General features: G+C 72.9%; 1 protein-coding gene. It reads left to right on the plus strand.

Annotated elements, in window-relative coordinates; genetic code table 11:
• The coding region (locus HW577_RS22210) for an NAD-glutamate dehydrogenase domain-containing protein (protein WP_198378296.1) at window positions 1–3,871 on the plus strand (3,871 nt) is incomplete at both ends.

The following is a 3,871-nucleotide window of genomic DNA, read 5'->3' on the forward strand; positions in this document are numbered from 1 at the left end:
TGGACCCCGGCGCGCCGGCGCGGGAGAGCATGATGCGCGTCACGCTCGGCCCCGCCGTGCCGGTGCTGTCCGGCATGGGCAGCCGCGCGCCGGAGGGGCTCGAGGCGCTGGAGGCCGCGCTCGCCCGCGCCATGGCCGATGTGCGCGCCGCGACCGGCGCCTTTCCCGCCATGCTCGCCCTGCTGCGCGCCGCCGAGGCGGAAGTCACGGCCGGCGACGGCGCCGAGGGGGAGGAAGCGGCCGCCTTCCTCCGCTGGCTCGCGGAGGACAATTTCGTCCTGCTCGGCCATCGCCGCTTCGGCGCGGCCGAGGGCGCGGCGATCGAGATGGTGGGGGAGGAGAATCTCGGCCTCCTCGCCGACCCCGCCATCCCGGTCTTCGACGCGCTGCGGGACCTGTCCGCCGTGCCGGCGGCGGTGCGCGCGGCGCTGTCCGCGCCGATGCCGCTGACCGTCGCCAAGGCGAACATGCGGTCGACCGTGCATCGCCCGCAGCATGCGGACGTGGTCGCGACGCGCATCTTCGACACCGCCGGGCGCGTCGTCGGCGGGCGGATCTTCCTCGGCCTGTTCGCGGCCTCCGCCTACAACCGCAACCCGCGCTCCATCCCCTTCCTGCGGCGGAAGTGCGAGAGCATCCTCGCCATGGCGGGCGTCGAGGCGGACAGCCATGACGGGCGCGCGCTGCGCAACATCCTCGACACCTGGCCGCGCGACGAGCTGTTCCAGGCGCCGGAGGCCGAGATCCTGTCCGGCGCGCGCCGCGCGCTCGACCTGACGATCCGGCCGCGCGCAGCGCTGATGATCCGCCGCGACCCCTTCGAGCGCTTCGTCTCCGCCATCGCCTGGCTGCCGCGGGACACCTTCGACACAAGGCTGCGCGAGCGCGCCGGGCAGATGGTGGCGCGCGCCTTCGGCGGGCGGCTCTCCGCCTTCTACATCGCGCTCGGCGACGCGCCGCTGGCGCGCGTGCACTACATCGTCGCGACCACGCCCGGGGCGGTGCCGGCGGTCGATGAGCGCGCGCTGGAAGCGGCGCTCGCCCAGGCAGCGCGCGGCTTCGGGGAGAGGCTGTCCGAGTCGCTCTCCGCCGCGCATGGCGAAGCGGAGGCGGCGCGGCACCTGGCACGCTGGCGGGATGCCTTTCCCGCCGCCTATCGGGAGAGTGCAACGGCCGCGCAGGGCGTGGCCGATCTCTGGCTGGCCGAGCGCGCGATCGCCGCGGGACGGCCGCGCGCGGACCTGACGCGCGCGGCCGGCGACGGGCCGCGGCTGCTGACGCTACGGCTGGCCAATCCCGGTGGGCCGTTGCCGCTGGCCGATGCGCTGCCGCTGTTCGAAAGCCTCGATCTGCGCGCCATCGAGGAACAGCCGCACCACCTCTCGCCCGCCGGCGGACCGGAGGTTGTGCTGCATGTCTATCGCCTGGAAGCCGGCGCGGACTGCCCGGATGACCGGTTCGACGAGATCCTCGGCGCGCTGGGGGCGCTGCTCGACGGGCAGGCGGAGGCCGACGGCTTCAACCGCCTCGTGCTGCGCGCGGGGCTGACCTGGCGGGAAGCCTGGCTGCTGCGTGCCATGTTCCGCTGGCTCAAGCAGGTAGGCCTGCCCTTCGCCCAGGCCAGCGTGGAGGCCGCACTCGCCGCGCATCCCGAAGCCGCCGCGCTGCTGGTCGCGATCTTCCGCGCCCGCTTCGACCCCGATGCGCCGGACCGTGGGGAGGAGAAGCTCCTCGCCGCCTGGGCCATGCTGCTCGACGCGGTGGAGAACCCGGACGAGGACCGCATCCTCTCGCGCCTGCGCACGCTGCTCGATGCGATGCTGCGGACGAACTACTTCCAGGGGAAGGACTACATCGCCTTCAAGCTGGACAGCGCGCGGGCGGGGGAGATGCCCGCGCCGCGGCCCTGGAGGGAGATCTTCGTCCATTCCCCGCGCATGGAAGGCTGCCACCTGCGCGGCGGGCCGGTCGCGCGGGGGGGGATCCGCTGGTCCGACCGGCGGGAGGATTTCCGCACCGAGATCCTCGGGCTGATGAAGGCGCAGATTCTCAAGAACGTCATCATCGTGCCGACCGGTGCGAAGGGCGGCTTCGTGCTGAAGCACCCGCCGCCGGCGAGTGACCGCGAAGCGTTCCAGGCCGAGGGCATCGCCTGCTACCGCGTGCTCGTGCGCGGCATGCTCGACCTTGCCGACAACTATCGCGGCACGGAGGTGATCACGCCGCCCGACATCATTCGCCGCGACGGGGATGATCCCTACATCGTCGCGGCCGCGGACAAGGGCACGGCGACCTTCAGCGACATCGCCAACGGGCTGTCGGCGGAATACGGCTTCTGGCTGGGCGACGCGTTCGCCTCCGGCGGGTCGGCCGGCTACGACCACAAGGGCATGGGCATCACCGCGCGCGGCGCCTGGGTGATGATCGACCGGCATTTCAGGGAAGTGCTCGGCCGGTCGGTGCAGGACGCGCCCTTCGACATGGTGGGCGTTGGCGACATGTCGGGCGACGTGTTCGGCAACGGACTGCTCGTCTCGAAGCAATCGCGGCTGCGCGCGGCCTTCGACCACCGCCACATCTTCCTCGACCCCGATCCCGACCCGGCCACCTCCTACGCGGAGCGGGAGCGGCTGTTCCGGCTGCCGCGGTCCTCCTGGGCCGACTATGAGGCGCGGCTGATCAGCGAAGGTGGCGGCGTCTTCCCGCGCAACGCCAAGACGCTGCCGCTGTCCCCGCAGGCGCGGGCGATGCTCGGCATCGCGGCGGACCGCGCCGAACCCGCCGAGATCATGCGCGCCATCCTGCGCATGGAGGTGGACCTGCTCTATTTCGGCGGCATCGGCACCTATGTGAAGGCGAGCACGGAATCCCAGGCCGATGCGGGGGACCGCGCCAACGACCCGATCCGCATCGACGGGCGGGAGATCCGTGCCCGCGTGGTCGGCGAAGGTGCCAATCTCGGCGTGACGCAGGCCGGGCGGATCGAGGCGGCGCGCCAGGGCATCCGCATCAACACCGACGCGCTGGACAATTCGGCGGGCGTCAGCACCTCCGACCACGAGGTGAACATCAAGATCCTGCTCGCGGATGCCGAGGCCGAGGGCGTGATGACGCGCCGCGCGCGCGATGAATTGCTGCGCGCCATGACGGATGAGGTCGCGGGCCTGGTGCTGCGGGACAACGACCTGCAGTCACTCGCCGTGACGCTGGAACAGATGGCGGGTGCGGAAGCCCTGTCCGCCCAGGCCGCGCTGATGGAAAGGCTGGAGCGGCAGGGCCTGCTCGACCGCGCGGTGGCCGGGCTACCGGATGCGGCGGCGATGGCGCGCCGCATCGGCGCAGGGGAGGCGCTGACGCGGCCGGAGCTCGCGGCGCTGCTGCCCTTCGCCAAGTTGTGGCTGACCGATGCGCTGGCGGAGTCAGACCTGCCCGACGAGCCCGCCCTGCTGCCGGCGCTGATGGCCTATTTCCCGGAACCGCTGCGCCGCGACCAGGCACGCTTCATCGAACGCCACCGGCTACGGCGCGAACTGGTCGCGACCATCGTCACGAATGCCGTCGCGAACCGGTTGGGCTGCGCGGCGCTGGCGCGGCTGACGATGGAGGCCGACCCGGTCGCCGCCTGCCGCGCGGCCCTGCTCGCCAGCGAGGCCTTCGGCCTGGAAGCGGCCTTCGATGCGCTGGATGCCGCGCCCGCGCCGGCCGAGGCGCGGCTGACCGCCCAACTCGCCCTGCGCCGGCTGCAGGAAGCGGCGGCGCAGGAACTGCTCGCCGCCCCCGCGCAGCCGATGGACGAAGCGCTGGCGATGCTGCGGCCGGGCATCGCGGCCCTGGCGGCGTCCTTGGCCGAGCCCGTCGCCGTGGAGGGGTT

Source organism: Neoroseomonas rubea, assembly GCF_016106015.1.
GTDB classification, from domain to species: Bacteria; Pseudomonadota; Alphaproteobacteria; order Acetobacterales; family Acetobacteraceae; genus Neoroseomonas; species Neoroseomonas rubea.